18 protein-coding genes are annotated in these 14,928 nt (G+C 60.4%); 14 read left to right on the forward strand and 4 right to left on the reverse strand.

Annotated elements, in window-relative coordinates:
* Positions 1 to 10 precede the first annotated feature (10 nt).
* The 8 genes from catC (at position 11) to WHX55_RS12245 (ending at position 7,258) form a co-directional block, all read left to right on the forward strand.
* Positions 11 to 301, forward strand: coding sequence for a muconolactone Delta-isomerase (gene catC, locus WHX55_RS12210; protein WP_353742713.1), 291 nt, complete (start codon positions 11 to 13; stop codon positions 299 to 301).
* A 52-nt stretch (positions 302 to 353) separates the two neighbouring features.
* The gene (gene catA / locus WHX55_RS12215; protein ID WP_353742714.1) at positions 354 to 1,283 is read left to right on the forward strand and encodes a catechol 1,2-dioxygenase; all 930 of its coding nucleotides are present in this window, start codon (positions 354 to 356) and stop codon (positions 1,281 to 1,283) included.
* Positions 1,284 to 1,479: 196 nt separating this feature from the next.
* Positions 1,480 to 2,439, forward strand: a complete 960-nt coding sequence (locus WHX55_RS12220; RefSeq protein WP_150724243.1) for an AraC family transcriptional regulator — start codon at positions 1,480 to 1,482, stop codon at positions 2,437 to 2,439.
* Between the two features lie 273 nt (positions 2,440 to 2,712).
* The gene (benA, locus tag WHX55_RS12225) at positions 2,713 to 4,077 is read left to right on the forward strand and encodes a benzoate 1,2-dioxygenase large subunit (protein WP_353742715.1); all 1,365 of its coding nucleotides are present in this window, start codon (positions 2,713 to 2,715) and stop codon (positions 4,075 to 4,077) included.
* The gene (gene benB, locus WHX55_RS12230) at positions 4,074 to 4,562 is read left to right on the forward strand and encodes a benzoate 1,2-dioxygenase small subunit (RefSeq protein WP_150754565.1); all 489 of its coding nucleotides are present in this window, start codon (positions 4,074 to 4,076) and stop codon (positions 4,560 to 4,562) included. The genes benA and benB overlap by 4 nt, the downstream gene beginning before the upstream one ends.
* Before the next feature lie 10 nt (positions 4,563 to 4,572).
* A complete protein-coding gene (gene benC / locus WHX55_RS12235; RefSeq protein ID WP_353742716.1) occupies positions 4,573 to 5,586 on the forward strand; it encodes a benzoate 1,2-dioxygenase electron transfer component BenC in 1,014 nt (337 codons plus the stop codon).
* Positions 5,587 to 5,743: 157 nt separating this feature from the next.
* Positions 5,744 to 6,517: a 1,6-dihydroxycyclohexa-2,4-diene-1-carboxylate dehydrogenase gene (locus WHX55_RS12240; protein ID WP_150754567.1), complete on the forward strand. Its 774-nt coding sequence runs from the start codon at positions 5,744 to 5,746 to the stop codon at positions 6,515 to 6,517.
* Positions 6,518 to 6,559: 42 nt separating this feature from the next.
* On the forward strand, positions 6,560 to 7,258 hold the full coding sequence (locus WHX55_RS12245; RefSeq protein WP_150724238.1) for an alpha/beta hydrolase: 699 nt from the start codon (positions 6,560 to 6,562) through the stop codon (positions 7,256 to 7,258).
* Between the two features lie 3 nt (positions 7,259 to 7,261).
* Here WHX55_RS12245 and WHX55_RS12250 read toward each other — a convergent pair whose 3' ends face one another.
* Positions 7,262 to 7,624: an NUDIX hydrolase gene (locus WHX55_RS12250; protein WP_150724237.1), complete on the reverse strand. Its 363-nt coding sequence runs from the start codon at positions 7,622 to 7,624 to the stop codon at positions 7,262 to 7,264.
* Positions 7,625 to 7,840: 216 nt separating this feature from the next.
* Between WHX55_RS12250 and WHX55_RS12255 the strand changes: the two genes are divergently transcribed.
* The gene (locus WHX55_RS12255; protein ID WP_150724236.1) at positions 7,841 to 8,041 is read left to right on the forward strand and encodes an SPOR domain-containing protein; all 201 of its coding nucleotides are present in this window, start codon (positions 7,841 to 7,843) and stop codon (positions 8,039 to 8,041) included.
* A gap of 51 nt (positions 8,042 to 8,092) precedes the next feature.
* Here WHX55_RS12255 and osmE read toward each other — a convergent pair whose 3' ends face one another.
* Both osmE and WHX55_RS12265 read right to left on the reverse strand, forming a co-directional pair.
* Entirely contained in the window at positions 8,093 to 8,443 is a 351-nt protein-coding gene (gene osmE / locus WHX55_RS12260) for an osmotically-inducible lipoprotein OsmE (protein WP_150724235.1), read from the reverse strand.
* A 13-nt stretch (positions 8,444 to 8,456) separates the two neighbouring features.
* Entirely contained in the window at positions 8,457 to 8,696 is a 240-nt protein-coding gene (locus WHX55_RS12265) for a hypothetical protein (protein WP_150724234.1), read from the reverse strand.
* 252 nt (positions 8,697 to 8,948) lie between these two features.
* Between WHX55_RS12265 and WHX55_RS12270 the strand changes: the two genes are divergently transcribed.
* On the forward strand, positions 8,949 to 9,284 hold the full coding sequence (locus WHX55_RS12270) for a hypothetical protein (RefSeq protein ID WP_151215006.1): 336 nt from the start codon (positions 8,949 to 8,951) through the stop codon (positions 9,282 to 9,284).
* Positions 9,285 to 9,378: 94 nt separating this feature from the next.
* Here WHX55_RS12270 and WHX55_RS12275 read toward each other — a convergent pair whose 3' ends face one another.
* A complete protein-coding gene (locus tag WHX55_RS12275) occupies positions 9,379 to 9,939 on the reverse strand; it encodes an Rrf2 family transcriptional regulator (protein WP_151214974.1) in 561 nt (186 codons plus the stop codon).
* 310 nt (positions 9,940 to 10,249) lie between these two features.
* Between WHX55_RS12275 and WHX55_RS12280 the strand changes: the two genes are divergently transcribed.
* The 4 genes from WHX55_RS12280 (at position 10,250) to WHX55_RS12295 (ending at position 14,826) form a co-directional block, all read left to right on the forward strand.
* Positions 10,250 to 11,452, forward strand: coding sequence for an NAD(P)/FAD-dependent oxidoreductase (locus WHX55_RS12280; protein WP_353742717.1), 1,203 nt, complete (start codon positions 10,250 to 10,252; stop codon positions 11,450 to 11,452).
* A 137-nt stretch (positions 11,453 to 11,589) separates the two neighbouring features.
* Positions 11,590 to 12,879 (forward strand): FAD-binding oxidoreductase, encoded by a 1,290-nt coding sequence (locus WHX55_RS12285; protein ID WP_353742718.1) that lies wholly within the window; start codon positions 11,590 to 11,592, stop codon positions 12,877 to 12,879.
* Between the two features lie 25 nt (positions 12,880 to 12,904).
* Positions 12,905 to 13,459 carry an XRE family transcriptional regulator gene (locus WHX55_RS12290; protein ID WP_007976194.1) on the forward strand — a complete coding sequence of 185 codons (555 nt, stop codon included), beginning with the start codon at positions 12,905 to 12,907 and terminating at the stop codon, positions 13,457 to 13,459.
* Between the two features lie 20 nt (positions 13,460 to 13,479).
* The gene (locus WHX55_RS12295) at positions 13,480 to 14,826 is read left to right on the forward strand and encodes a glutamine synthetase family protein (protein WP_151214972.1); all 1,347 of its coding nucleotides are present in this window, start codon (positions 13,480 to 13,482) and stop codon (positions 14,824 to 14,826) included.
* Positions 14,827 to 14,928 lie beyond the last annotated feature (102 nt).

Consider the following 14,928-nt stretch of genomic DNA (forward strand, 5'->3'; position numbering starts at 1 on the left):
GGAGAGCATTATGCTGTTCCACGTAAAAATGACCGTGAACCTGCCGGTCGACATGAACCCGGAGGCAGCCGCCAAACTCAAGGCTGACGAAAAAGCCCAGGCCCAGCGTCTGCAAGAGCAGGGCAAGTGGCGCCACCTGTGGCGCATTGCCGGACACTACGCCAACTACAGCGTGTTCGATGTCGACAGCGTTCAGGAACTGCATGACCTGTTGATGCAATTGCCACTGTTTCCGTACATGGCCATCGAGATCGACGCGATGTGCCGGCATCCTTCTTCCATCCGTGACGATGACCGCTGAGCCCAGCCTGTTCAGCGCGCTACGCTAATAATTACAAGATGAGGAACCCAGAATGAACGTCAAGATTTCCCACACTGCCGAAGTCCAGAAATTTCTCGAAGAGGCCAGCGGCCTGCTCAACGACGCCGGCGACCCACGGACCAAGGCATTGGTCTACCGCATCCTGCGTGATTCGGTGAACATCATCGAAGACCTGGCAGTGACCCCGGAAGAGTTCTGGAAAGCCGTCAACTACCTCAACGTGCTGGGTGCGCGCCAGGAAGCCGGGCTGGTGGTGGCCGGTCTCGGTCTGGAGCATTACCTCGACCTGCTGATGGACGCAGAGGATGAGCAGGCCGGCAAGTCCGGCGGCACCCCACGCACCATCGAAGGCCCGCTGTACGTGGCGGGTGCGCCGCTGTCGCATGGCGAAGCGCGTCTGGACGACGGCGTCGATCCGGGTGTGACTCTGTTCATGCAAGGCCGCGTGTTCAACACCGCTGGCGAGCCCCTGGCCGGTGCTGTGGTGGACGTCTGGCACGCCAACACTGGCGGTACTTACTCGTACTTCGATACCACTCAGTCGGAATTCAACCTGCGTCGCCGCATCGTTACCGACGCCGAAGGCCGCTACCGTTTTCGCAGCATCGTGCCGTCGGGCTATGGCTGCCCACCGGACGGTCCGACCCAGCAACTGCTCGATCAACTGGGCCGTCATGGTCAGCGTCCGGCGCACGTGCACTTCTTCATTTCCGCGCCGGATCATCGCCACCTGACCACCCAGATCAACCTCGACGGCGATCAATACCTGCATGACGATTTCGCCTACGCCACCCGCGACGAGCTGATCGCCAAGATCACCTTCAGCGACGATCAACAGCGCGCAGCGGCCCACGGTGTGAGTGGTCGCTTTGCCGAAATCGAATTCGATTTCACCCTGCAGTCGTCTGCACAGCCTGAAGAGCAACAGCGCCACGAGCGGGTTCGCGCACTGGAGGACTGATAGTACAATCCTGTAGGAGCGAGCCTGCTCGCGATAGCGGTTTAACATTCAACATCCATGTTGTTTGGCATTCCGTCATCGCGAGCAGGCTCGCTCCTACAGGGTATTTGTGCAACTGGCCGGAAATATCTCAAGCGACTGACACAGTGTTCTAGAATGGCCCGACGCAACCTATAACAACAATGAGAGTGACCCGATGATGCAAGCTCAACTGTTGAGTCAGCGCAGCAGAGTATTCGACCATGCCGACCCTTATGCGGTGTCGGGCTACGTCAATCAGCACGTCGGTAACCACTGCATTCTCATGCCCCGTGCCGGCAGCCCGTTGGCCAGTCTCGACCATCGCAAGTTCGCCAGCCTCGACCTGTGCCGCATCAGCTACGGCGCCAGTGTGCGCGTGACGTCCGGTGCGCTGGACAGCATTTATCACCTGCAAGTGCTGCTGCGCGGCAATTGCCTGTGGCGTGGCCACGGCCAGGAACATTACTTCGCTCCCGGCGAATTGCTGCTGATCAATCCCGACGATCCGGTGGACCTGACGTATTCCGCCGATTGCGAAAAATTCATCCTCAAAGTCCCGACCCGCTTGTTTGAATCGGTCTGCGATGAGCAGCGCTGGCGCTATCCGGGGCAAGGCGTGCGGTTTCTGGAAAACCGATATCAGCTCAATGAACTGGAAGGTTTCGTCAACCTGCTGGCAATGATCTGCCAGGAGGCCGAATCCACCGAGCAGATCCCCAGGGTGCAGGAGCATTACACGCAGATCATCGTCAGCAAGATGCTCAGCCTGATGAAGACCAATGTCTGCCGCCTCGAACTGGGCTCGCAGACGGCCACGTTCGAAGCGATTGCCGATTACATCGCCAACAACCTCAAACAGGACATCGACAGCGAAGCACTGGCGCGCCAGGCCCACATGAGCTTGCGCTCGCTGTACGGACTGTTCGAGCGCAATGCCGGCCTTACGCCGAAAAACTACCTGCGCCAGAAACGCCTGGAACGCATCAACGCCTGCCTCAGCGACCCGACCTGCAACGTGCGCAACGTCACCGAAGTGGCGATGGATTACGGCTTCCTGCACCTGGGCCGGTTCTCCGACAGCTACCGCAAGCAGTTCGGCGAATTGCCGTCCGATACCCTCAAGCGTCGGCACTGAGACCTTCAGGTTTTTTGTTGTCTGGTCTGGCCCCATCGCGAGCAAGCTCGCTCCCACAGTGTTATTGGCTGGACACAAGTTTTGCGTTCAACCGAAATCCCTGTGGGAGCGAGCTTGCTCGCGATGGGGCCGGCACATTCACCATCGATGGCGCCTGACACGCCGCCAGTGACTGCACAAAACGGATAAAGGTCTGCACCCCGCGGATATTCCGCCCCATCGCCCCGTCCTAGCATGACCCCTGCCTGAACAATAACAATGGAGGCGGCGGCCATGACCCTGCGACCCGAATACGTGCATTCCCTGCTTGAAGACGATCCCGAGCAGGGCCTCTATCGCTGCAAACGCGAGATGTTCACCGACCCCCGGTTGTTCGACCTGGAGATGGAACACATCTTCGAGGGCAACTGGCTCTACCTGGCCCACGAAAGCCAGATCCCCAACATCAACGATTTCTACACCACCACCATGGGGCGTCAGTCGATCTTCATCGCGCGCAACAAGGACGGCGTACTCAACGCCTTCATCAATGCCTGCAGCCACCGTGGCGCGACCCTGTGCCGGCACAAGTCCGGCAACAAGAGCTCCTACACCTGCCCGTTCCACGGCTGGACCTTCAACAACTCCGGCAAGCTGCTCAAGGTCAAGGATCCGGCCAACGCCGGCTACCCGTCGAGCTTCAACTGTGAAGGCTCCCACGACCTGACCAAAGTCGCGCGTTTCGAGTCCTATCGCGGCTTCCTGTTCGGCAGCCTCAAGGCCGATGTGCTGCCACTGGTCGAGCACCTGGGCGAGTCGGCGAAGATCATCGACATGATCGTCGACCAGTCCGCCGATGGCCTGGAAGTGCTGCGTGGCTCCTCCAGCTACATCTACGAAGGCAACTGGAAACTCACTGCGGAAAACGGCGCCGACGGCTACCACGTCAGCTCCGTGCACTGGAACTACGCGGCCACCCAGAACCAGCGCAAGCAGCGTGAAGCCGGTGACGCCAACCCGACCATGAGCGCCGGCAGCTGGGCCAAGCAAGGCGGTGGTTTCTATTCCTTCGACAAGGGCCACATGCTGCTCTGGACCCGTTGGGCAAACCCCGAGGACCGTCCGCTGTACGAGCGTCGCGATGAGCTGGCGCAAGACTTCGGCAAGGCCCGCGCCGACTGGATGATCGAGAACTCGCGCAACCTGTGCCTGTACCCGAACGTGTACCTGATGGACCAGTTCAGCTCGCAGATCCGCATCGCTCGGCCGATCTCGGTCAACCGCACGGAAATCACCATCTACTGCATCGCCCCCAAAGGCGAAAGCGATCACGCCCGTTCGAGCCGGATTCGCCAGTACGAGGATTTCTTCAACGTCAGCGGCATGGCCACGCCGGACGATCTGGAGGAGTTCCGTTCCTGCCAGACCAGCTATCAGGGCAGCGTCACCACCTGGAACGACATGTCCCGGGGCGCCGAGCACTGGATCGAAGGTGCAGACGAAGCCGCCAAAGAGATCGACCTGCACCCGCTGCTCAGCGGCGTGCGCACCGAAGATGAGGGCCTGTTCGTGCTGCAGCACAAGTATTGGCAGCAGACCATGCTCAAGGCCCTGGCGGCCGAGCAGTCGAAGCTGATCGCCGTGGAGGACGTGTTATGACCATTTCCTATGAAGCGGTGCGCGATTTCCTCTATCGCGAAGCACGCTACCTCGATGACCGCCAGTGGGACGAATGGCTGGAACTGTACGCCCCCGACGCGACGTACTGGATGCCGTCCTGGGACGACAACGATGAATTGACCGAAGACCCGCAGCGGGAAATCTCGCTGATCTGGTACGGCAACCGCACCGGCCTGGAAGACCGCATCTTCCGCATCAAGACCGAGCGCTCCAGCGCCAGCGTGCCGGACACCCGCACCTCCCACAACATCAGCAACATCGAGCTGCTCGAACAGGCCGACGGACTGTGCAAGGTGCGCTTCAACTGGCACACCCTGAGTTTTCGCTACAAGACCGTCGACAGCTATTTCGGCAGCAGTTTCTACACCCTCGACGTGCGCGGTGAAAACCCGCAGATCAAGGCCAAAAAAGTGATCCTGAAGAACGACTACGTTCGCCAGGTCATCGATGTTTATCACTTGTGAGACTGCCGTCATGACCCATTCCATTGCGTTCAACTTTGAAGACGGCGTCACCCGGTTCATCGACGCCAACGTCGGCGAAACCGTGGCCGATGCTGCGTACCGCCAGGGCATCAACATCCCGCTGGACTGCCGCGACGGCGCTTGTGGTACCTGCAAGTGTTTTGCCGAAGCCGGCACCTACGATCTGGGCGAGGAGTACATCGAAGACGCCCTCAACCCGGAAGAGGCCGCACAGGGTTTTGTCCTGACCTGCCAGATGCGTGCGCAGAGCGATTGCGTGGTGCGGGTGCCGACGTCCTCCGAGGTCTGCCGAACCCGTCAGGCCAGCTACGACGCGACCATCAGCGCCGTGCGCCAGTTGTCCGACAGCACCATCGCGCTGTCGATCAAGGGCGATGCCCTGAGCAAGCTGGCGTTCCTACCGGGGCAATATGTGAACCTGGGGATTCCCGGCAGCGAGCAGACCCGTGCCTACTCGTTCAGCTCGTTGCAGCGCGACGGCGAGGTCAGTTTCCTGATCCGCAACGTGCCCGGCGGCCTGATGAGCAGCTTCCTGACCGGCATGGCCAAGGCCGGCGACTGCATGAGCCTGGCAGGTCCTCTGGGCAGCTTCTACCTGCGGGACATCCGTCGGCCGCTGTTGCTGCTGGCTGGTGGCACCGGGCTGGCGCCGTTCACCGCGATGCTGGAGAAGATCGCCGAGCAGGGCAGCGATCACCCGCTGCATCTGATCTACGGGGTGACCCACGATTTCGACCTGGTGGAAATCGACCGCCTCGAAGCCTTTGCCGCGCGCATCCCCAACTTCACCTTCAGCGCCTGCGTCGCCAGCCCCGAGAGCCAGCACCCGCTCAAGGGCTATGTAACCCAGCACATCGAGCCCAGGCATTTGAACGATGGCGACGTCGACGTCTACCTGTGCGGCCCGCCGCCGATGGTCGAAGCGGTCAGCCAGTTCATTCGCGAACAAGGCATCGCACCGGCCAACTTCTACTACGAAAAGTTTGCTGCCAGCGCGGCTTGAGTCGCACGTGATTTCCCTGGCTGGGTAAAGACCCCCTGTGGGAGCGAGCCTGCTCGCGAAAGCGGTCTGGCAGTCACCCACTGTGTCGACTGGAAGGACCTCTTCGCGAGCAGGCTCGCTCCCACAGTTGAACTGCAACCTTCTTCAAGAGGTACACATGAACAGATTTCAAGACAAAGTCGCTCTGATCACCGGCGCTGCCCAAGGCATCGGTCGGCGGGTGGCCGAGCGTATGGCCGCCGAAGGGGCGAAGCTGATCCTGGTGGATCGCTCCGACCTGGTGTTCGAAGTTCAACAGCAGCTGGCCTCGACCACCCAGGTATTGGCCCTGACCGCCGACCTTGAGCAATACGAGGAATGCAGTCGGGTGATGCAAACCGCCGTCGAGCGCTTCGGTCGCCTCGATGTGCTGGTCAATAACGTCGGCGGGACGATCTGGGCCAAGCCGTTCGAGCACTACGAGGCGTCGCAGATCGAGGCCGAGGTGCGCCGTTCGCTGTTCCCGACCTTGTGGTGTTGCCATGCCGCGCTGCCGTTCATGCTGGAGCAGGGCAGTGGTGCGATCGTCAACGTATCCTCCATCGCCACTCGCAGCCTCAATCGAGTGCCTTACGGTGCGGCAAAGGGTGGGGTGAATGCCTTGACCGCTTGTCTGGCGTTCGAAACCGCCGGTCGTGGCGTGCGGGTCAACGCCACGGCGCCTGGCGGCACCGAAGCACCACCGCGACGCATACCCCGCAACGGTGCCGAGCAGAGTGAGCAGGAAAAACTCTGGTACCAGCAGATCGTCGACCAGACCCTCGACAGCAGTCTGATGAAGCGCTACGGCACCCTGGATGAGCAGGCGGGGGCTATTCTGTTTCTGGCCAGCGACGATGCGTCCTATATCACCGGCATGGTCATGCCTGTGGGCGGTGGCGATCAGGGCTGAGGCGAGCGACAGACAACCCCATCCGCAAACGGAGTCATGGTGATGAGTGACAAACCCACGATCGTGCTGGTCCATGGTTTCTGGGGCGGAGCCGCCCACTGGAACAAGGTCATCGTTAAATTGCTCAGCCGGGGTGACACGAATATTCGTGCCGTCGAGTTGCCGCTGACGTCCTTGGCCGAGGATGCCGAGCGTACGCGCAAGATGGTCGCCCAGGTGCCCGGTCCGGTGCTGCTGGTGGGGCATTCCTATGGCGGCGCGGTCATCACTGAAGCGGGGGATATGCCGAATGTGGCCGGGCTGGTGTACATCGCCGCATTTGCGCCTGACGCCGGTGAAAGCCCCGGCGGCATCACGCAACGGCACCTGCCTGCGGCAGCGGCCAACCTGACGCCGGATAGCGACGGTTACCTGTGGGTCAAGCCCGAGCTCTACCACGAGAGCTTCTGTCAGGACCTGCCGGCGACCGAAGGGATGGTCATGGGCCTCACCCAGAAAGCGCCGCTGGCGAGTACCTTCGGCGACACCATTGGCACGGTAGCCTGGAAGAAAAAGCCATCGTGGTATCAGATCTCGACCGCAGACCGGATGATCGCGCCACAGAACCAGCAATGGATGGCTGCGCGGCTCAACGCCCGGGAGATTTTGACCTTGAACGCCAGCCATGCGTCATTGGCGTCGATGCCCGCCGAAGTGGCGGCATTGATCGACAGGGCGGCGACGGCGTTGGCCAACGGCTAGGGCCTACAAGCGGCGCACAAAGGTGCTGACAATACTGCGCATGGTGTCGCTGATGTTCAGGTTGTGTAGCGCATCCAGCGGGTGCCAGATGCAATCGGTGATTTCGTTCAGCGGTCGCAATTGCTCCAGGTTCAGCACCGACACCTCGAATACGTGGTGTCGGGTGCCGTCCGATTCCAGCTCCAGCACGTACATCAACTCGTCGACCCGCAACCCGGTTTCTTCCAGCAGCTCGCGAACGGCGGCATCGGCTGCGCTTTCACCCCGTTCGAGCTTGCCGCCGGGCAACGTCCAGCGTCCTCCTGGCTTGCGTACCAGCAGTACATGCCTGTCCTGCTCGAAGATGATCGTTGCGCGTACTTTCATGGATTACCCGATGGCCGTTGTCATGGAACAGGCATGGACGTGCAGCATTCGGGCGAGGGCCGCGATTGTGCTGCTATCTGAGTAATTTGAGGTGCCAATGTGATGAAAAGTGCAACCAGAAGGAATTTCCATGGCGACATCTGGTCGGTATTTTGGACAAGGGTGGGTGTAAGGTAAGCAAGTCAACCTGAGATTACTGCCCAAGAGGAGGTGACTATGAGCGTTCCGATGCTGAACAAAATGCACATGAACGGTTACGACGTACTCAGCGTGAACCACGGCCCCTGGCGGGTGTGCACCCAGGGCGACCGGCTGGGCTCGTTTGCCAGTCGGGAAGAAGCACTGGCGTTTGCCGCTTCGCTGCCCGGCTACAGGGCGCGTGCTGGCAGGTCTGCGGGCAGCCATCAAACAAAATGAAATCAAGCCCGAAGCCCCGGTTTTCCGGGGCTTTTTCATGATGCGACGGTGCTAATAGCCGCCGCCTCCGCTGGGGCGGGAGGGTTCCCGGGCCTTTTGTTGCGTGTGGCTCCACTGCGCGCAGGTCATGAAGCTTTTGTGATCGACCATGCCTCGGCCGTCAAAGCTGACATTGAACGCTTGTTGATGGCCGGACTGAGTCAGTTTGTAGTCAAAGCACGTACCGGGTACGACAGTCCGGTTGGTGACCGCCAGGGGTTGGCCGCCGATTTGCCGGACTTGCTCCTGGGTCATGCCGGTATCGACTTTCGCGACCAGCGGCTGGTCCTGGTAGATCGAGTTGGTGCTGCAGCCTGCCAACGCGGTCAGTGCGACGACCAACGTAAATAGAGGCCTGTTCATGGCAGCGCTCCCGCTATTGAGCCTTGTTGCGGCTAATGACCTTGGCTTTCACTTCCTCGGCGTAGCCGGACAGTTTTGCTTCATCACCCTGAAACAAAGAACACAGTTTCTGAACGGCTTGCGCGTCGACGTCGTTCCCGAGCAGACGCAATTGCTGCTCGATGCGCAACAGCTCCACGGCCGACCAGCGCAAATCTGACGCAAGTCCTTGCAGATCACGCCGAAGTTCCTGTTCCGATTCGTTAAGCCACATGATGACCTCCTGAACTCTGCACACCGAAATTTTAGACCTGTTTACTGGGCCGGATGTTGTATTCGTCAGATTCAGCGGGGTTTTCTTTGGTCGGGAAAATAAATGCGAACATGAAAGTACGCTGTCCTACTTTATCTGAACGCAAGGAACTAACCGGGCGAAGTGATATCAATGAAAGTCGCCGAATCGTTGGGGATGGCTGTAGGGACGACGGCGAGCTACATTTTCTTATTTCGAATTAAAGGAAACAGCATGCGGATGTTGATGGGGGGAATCGTGTTGGCATTGCTGGGCGGGTGCTCGTTGCCGGCGTCGTTGGTACCGGGCGAGCCGAATGTCAGCAAGCACAGCGAGAAGACGCCAAAAGAGTATGCGGCGTGCGTGTTGCCTGCCTGGCAAAAGGAAGTATCGAATACGACCCAGGTTTCGATATCCAACGGATTTCGCATCACCGCGCCCAGCGTAATCACGGCCGACGAAGTGGTGGATATCGTGAAGTACAAGGACGGCAGCCGGGTTTCGCTGTATCAGGGGCCACCTTGGGCCAAGTCCGGCGACCTGCGCAAAATCGTGCGCGACTGTTTGTAAGCGCGAGAGGGTGAAAATCGGTCACCGACCGCTTTTCGACTCCATTGAGAAAAAACCGGATGCCTGGCGTGCATCCGGTTTTTTTTTGTGTGGATCAGTCCGGAAGGTTGGTGGTCGGGATGATTTGCTCGCTGGCCTGGGCGGTGCTTTTACGTTCCCGACGCTCATTCATCCAGCTTTCAACTTTGACGCCGAATTCTGGCGGGGCCTTGCGCCCGAATTTCCTGGCGATGTCGAGGATGGTTTGTTGGGCGAGAGCCTCTTCCATGCGTTTTTGCGCAACCATCATCGCGCCATTGATCGCGCACAGTCCGTCCAATGCCCACTCAGGCGGGGCGCCGTCAAACACTGCGCAACGGCCACGGATCTCCCGGCAATCGAAGATCGACTTGCGGCCATCGATGGCGTTGACGATATCCAGCAAGGTGATTTCGTCAGCGGGCCGGGCCAGCTTGAAGCCACCGCGCATGCCTTCGGTGGCGACCACCAGATTGGCCTTGGCCAGCTTGGTGAAGATTTTCGCCAGGTAGTCCTGGGGGACGCCTTGCAGATCGGCAAGGTCGCGAACGCTCGCTTCGCGCGAGTCGCCACCGTTACCCACCAGAAAAAGCAGGCAGTGGATGCCGTATTCGACACCCGCGCTGTAAAGAGACATGCAGATCTCCGACTGAATTAGTCGCAAATTTTAGCAGCCGAAAGCAAGCAAGGCAACGAATCCCTCCTCACTCAATCTTTTTTTCATGACAGCGAACGCTCCTGTGGTGCGCTGAATACGGGGTGTTCAGGTCATGGATCACGGTTTTCGATGGCCACCCTTGGTAAAAACCTGTTGCAGGATTTAACTTGGATCAATACAGTCGTAGTTGTTCGATCGCAGTGGCAGACGCTTATCCGGGTACAACCTGGCGGCAGTCCGTAAGGCCCTCAACGATTTTCTACACTCGGTTATCCCCCTGGAGTCAAAAATGAAGCAGCACATTCTGGTAATCGGCGCAGGTTTCGGTGGCATGTGGACCGCTTTGAGTGCCACGCGCCTGTTCGACATTCACGGCCACAACGACGTTGAAGTGACCGTGCTGGCTCCTCAGGCCGAGCTGCGTGTGCGTCCGCGCTTCTACGAGCCGAACGCCCACCAGCTGGCCGCGCCGATTGGCGACCTGTTCGATGCAGTAGGGGTCAAGTTCGTCAAGGGCGCGGTGCAGACCATCGACGTCGGGCAAAAACAGGTCGGCTATGTCGATGCCGCAGGTGCCCGACAAGTCTGCAGCTACGACAAACTCGTTCTGGCCACGGGCAGCCGCCTGGCTTCGCCGAACACGCGGGGCGTGGCCGAACATGCCTTCGACGTCGATCAGATCGAACAGGCCGTGCGTCTGGAAAACCACCTCAAGGCGCTGGCCAGCCAACCCGAAAGCAAGGCGCGCAACACGGTGGTGGTGGCCGGTGGCGGTTTCACCGGGATCGAAACGGCGACTGAAATGCCGAGCCGCCTGCGGGCCATCCTCGGCGACCGTGCCGACATCAATGTGATTATCGTCGACCGTGGCGACAAGATTGGCGGCTCGATGGGTGAGGAAATCGCCGAATCGATCGTCGAGGCCAGCCTGGCAACCGGCGTGCAATGGCACTTGAACGCCTCGGTTGTGTCAGTCGATGCCAACGGCGTGACCCTGTCCGACGGTACTCGTATCGATGCCAACACCGTGGTCTGGACCACCGGCGTTCGCGCCAGCTCCCTGACCGAGCAGATTCCGGCCGAACGCGATCACCTGGGGCGTCTGCATGTCGACGCGCACCTGAAAGTCATTGGCCAGGACGACATCTTCGCCACCGGAGACGTCGCCTACGCGGCCAGTGACGAGATCGGCAACCACGCCTTGATGACCTGCCAGCACGCCATTGTCCTGGGGCGTCACGCCGGCAATAACGTGGCGGCACAGATCCTCGGTGTGGACCCGACGCCGTACAGCCAGCCGAAATACGTGACCTGCCTGGACCTGGGGGCCTGGGGCGCGGTGTACACCGAGGGTTGGGATCGTCAGGTCAAGTTGGTCAAGGAGGAGGCCAAGTCGCTGAAAACCCAGATCAACACCCAATGGATCTACCCGCCAGCGGCGAACCGCGACACCGCGTGGGCCGCAGCGGATCCGTTGATCCCGATTGCCTGATTCGTTCGCTGACGCGTCTGATTAAACCTCCCGCCCAAGTCCTCTTGGGCGGGATTTTTTTTGCGTGCCATTTGCCTGTGTGAAATTTACCGTGTATTTTTTCATGAAATTAAAAATACAAAATTTCACGAGGCCGTATGTTTCAGCAATCCACCCGGCATGTCGCCAGTTACTACGCCCATACCTGCGCCGATCGTCTGGTCGATCGAGCCGCACTGGAAGGTGAGCAAGACACCGAAGTGCTGATCATCGGGGCCGGTTTCAGTGGATTGCACACGGCTTTGCGCCTGGCGCTGGCCGGCAAGCGCGTGACTTTGCTCGAAGCCAGCCGGGTGGCCTGGGCCGCGTCCGGGCGTAATGGCGGGCAGGCGATTCTCGGCTGGTCGTGCGACATGCCACCGCTGGAAGCGGCGCTGGGTTACGAACGGGCACGGCGACTGTGGGACGGCATGCGCTGGGCCGCGCGCGAGTTGCGTGACTTGCCCGGCCGCCATGAGTTCGATTGCGACTACCGCGCCGGCCATCTCTGGACCTCGGTGATGCCCCGTCGGGTAGGCCTGTTGACCGAATGGCAACACGAGGCCAGCCACAAGTGGGGCCACGACAAACTGCAATTCATCGAGCGCAGCGATTTGCCGCAGTGGGTTGCCAGCGAGCGCTATCAGGCCGGGCTGTTCGATCCCGAAGGCGGGCATTTGAACCCGCTGAAACTGGCCCTCGGCCTTGCCGATGCGATCGAGCGCGCCGGTGGCCGCATCCACGAGCAAAGCAAGGCGCTGAGCTATGGCGAGGAGGGCGACAGGTTTGTGGTGACCACCGAGCGCGGTCGTATTCGCGCCGATGTGCTGGTGCTGGCGTGCAACGCTTACCTCGATCGACTCGACCCGCAACTGGCGAGTTGCGTGTTGCCGGTCGGGACGTATCAGGTCGCGACCGCGCCGCTCACCGAGGAGCAAGCCACCGCGCTGCTGCCGAGCAACGTGTGCGTGACCGACAATCAGTTCGTGCTCGATTATTTCCGCCGCACCCCCGATAACCGCCTGCTGTTCGGCGGCGGTTGCACTTACCTGGGCGGCATGCCCAAGGACATCGCCGCCGCGACCCGGCCGTTCCTGGAACGCGTGTTCCCGCAACTCACCGGCGTCGGGCTGGAGTTTGCCTGGGGCGGCCACATCGACCTGACCCTCAAGCGCACACCGGATATCGGCCGCCGGGGCGATCTGTACTGGATGCAGGGGTATTCCGGGCATGGCGTACTGCCGACACTGGCCGCGGCCCGGGCGGTGTCCGACGCGGTGCTCGGTCAGCCCGACGAACTGTCCCTGTACCAGGGCCTGAACAACAGCCGTTTTCCCGGCGGCAAATACCTGGCCGCGCCGCTGGAAGCCATCGGCAAGGCCTGGTATCGACTGCGCGACAGCATTTGAAGCGACACTTTCTGGAAGCCTCTGGATGGACATGCAAGAAGAAATCTCGGCGCTGGCGATCCTGATCCAGGACCTGCGCAAACACAAAAAGTACACCCTGAAGGAACTGGCGGACAAAATCGGCCGCTCCGTGGGCTTTCTGTCCCAGGTCGAGCGCGGCCTGTCGCGTCCGACCGTGGCGGACCTGACCGCCATCAGCGAAACCCTGGGGGTGCCGACCACCTATTTCTACAGCCTGCCCAAACCCATGGCCTTGTCCTGGGTCACCCGCCCCGACGAGCGCCGCACGCTGTACTACGCCGACGGCATCACCGACATCCTCGTCTCGCCAAAAATGCGCGCGTCCTTTTCGATGCTCGAAAGCCAGCTCGAACCCGGCGCCAGCAGCGGTGACCGACACATGAAGGACAGCTCCGAGCAGGGCGGTTACGTCCTGGAAGGGCAGTTGACCCTGTGGCTCGACGACAACGAACCGGTGACCCTGCATCCCGGTGACAGCTTTCAACTGGCCAGCCATGCGCACTGCCGCTACGGCAACCTGTCCGACCAACTGACCCGTGTGCTTTGGGTTTACACCTGATAACAACAAGGAACAAAACGATGGATGCTGTGTGCTCTGAACTGCTGGCCGAGGTTCGCAACTTCCGCCACACCAACCCCGAAGTGCGTTACGTCGACCTGATCTCCCTGGACATTCCGGGGCATTTCTACGGCAAGCGCTACCCGATCGAGATGCTGGAAAAAGTCGCTGCTGGCAGTGCACTGAAGCTGCCGCAGAACTGCGTGCTGCTCGGCACCCAGGGAGGACTGTTCAAGATCGGTGATTACTGCTTCAACGATGGTGACCCGGATGCGCTGCGCCGTTTGGTGCCTGGCACCTTGAAGTTGGTGAGCTGGGAAAAACAGCCCTTGGGCCAGATGTTGATTACCTCCGACGGCACCGAAAAACCCATCGAGTTCGAACCCCGCGAAGTGCTGGCGCAGGTGCTGGACCGACTCAAGCGCAAGGGCATTTTCCCGGTGGTGGCCTTCGAGCTGGAGTTCTACCTGTTCGACAGCCGCTTGAAGGACGGCTTGCCGCAATTTCCCCGTGATGAGTTGACCGGCGATGCCGACGATCAGCCGAACATGCACATCGAACGCTTGTCGCGCTTCGCCCCGGTGCTCGATGAAATGGTTGAGACCGCGCGAGCCCAAGGCGTCGATGCCACGGTGATCACCGCCGAACTCGGCCCGGGCCAGTTCGAAATCAACTTCGGCCATTGCGATGACGGCCTGCGCGCCGCCGACTGGGCGGCCCTGTTCTGCCGCAGCACCCGGGGCGTGGCGCTCAAGCACAACTACCGCGCCAGCTTCATGGCCAAACCCTACCTGCAGCACCCCGGCAGTGGCATGCACGTGCATGTCAGCCTGTATGACCAGGCCGGCAACAACCTGCTGGCGGCGAACGGCCAGCGGGCGTTGCGCCATGCGGTGGCCGGTTGCCTGGATGTGTTGCCGCACTGCATGCCGATCTTTGCCCCGAACCACAACGCCATGCGCCGCTTGAGCGGCACCGTGAACGTCGCGTCCCGCGCCAGCTGGGGCTTCGAGGATCGCGATGCCTGCTTGCGTATTCCGGAGTCGGACATCAAGAACCTGCGCATCGAACATCGCCTGGCGGGCGCCGATGCCAACCCTTATCTGGCGTTGGCGGCGATTCTGGTAGGACTGGAACAAGGCCTGGAAGGGGAGCGCGAGCCGATTGCACCGCTCAACGAAGACCGCGGCAGTGGCATCGATTTTCCGCTGGAAATGCTCGAAGCGGTGCAGTCCATGCAAAGTCATGCATCGCTGCGCGAAGGCTTGGGGGCGGAGTTCGTGGACGTCTACTGCGAAAACAAGCGTCAGGATCATCTGGCATTTCTGCATGACATCAGCGCGCGGGAGTATCGCTGGTTCCTCTAGTCGCCCTTAGAAAAGATGTGGATATTGAAGGGGTTAGGAGGATTAGTAACTGGATAGTGAATAAAAATATCTTGTTACAGGCCGAAATATTCCGTAATATCC

Source organism: Pseudomonas fluorescens, assembly GCF_040448305.1.
Taxonomy (GTDB): Bacteria; Pseudomonadota; Gammaproteobacteria; order Pseudomonadales; family Pseudomonadaceae; genus Aquipseudomonas; species Aquipseudomonas fluorescens_BH.